This window comes from Vibrio sp. 10N.222.49.C9 (assembly GCF_041474985.1).
Lineage (GTDB): Bacteria > Pseudomonadota > Gammaproteobacteria > Enterobacterales > Vibrionaceae > Vibrio > Vibrio crassostreae_C.
The window spans coordinates 1-465 of record NZ_JBFRVD010000538.1 but is presented as its reverse complement, the minus strand read 5'-3'; the positions used below and the strand labels follow the sequence as shown (position 1 = coordinate 465).

The 465-nt window shown below is 39.8% G+C and carries 1 protein-coding gene and 1 pseudogene; both read left to right on the top strand.

Annotated elements, in window-relative coordinates; translation table 11 throughout:
• The coding region (locus AB4585_RS24365; protein ID WP_372171325.1) for a hypothetical protein at window positions 1-199 on the top strand (199 nt) is incomplete at its 5' end.
• A 65-nt stretch (window positions 200-264) separates the two neighbouring features.
• Window positions 265-465: pseudogene (locus AB4585_RS24360) on the top strand (energy transducer TonB); the annotation flags it as partial.

Below are 465 nucleotides of genomic sequence, written 5' to 3'. Positions count from 1 at the left end.
GGCGTATGGTTACCCACTATTTCTGGGTCAAGCAGGGCTGGGTTGTTCAATTCAAGATTCATTATTTCTTCTTGCTTTTCAATGTTCTGCGTGGCGAATTGCTATTATTTGTGCCACAGAATTAAATGAGAACAAATCTCATTCGCTCGAATTTGTGACTACTATATTGATCATGATAAATAATGCAAATGATAATTGATATTATTCGTATTATCTGCATAATGCCTTTTATTAGGACGTAATTGGTAATGGTTCTCAAACACTGTGAAGAAATACAGATATCTACTCGCTGGCGGTGTTTCCCTTTTAATTCATGGGGTTGCTCTTTCTTTCTCTGCGCCAAGGCAGGAGATAAGCCTCGCAAGTAACAATGAAGAACATGCGGTCAGCATTAAGTTTGTCTCTCTCGCTCAACCTGAAAAAAAGGCCGAAAAGAAAGAAGTAAAGCCTCAGCCACCCGCACCT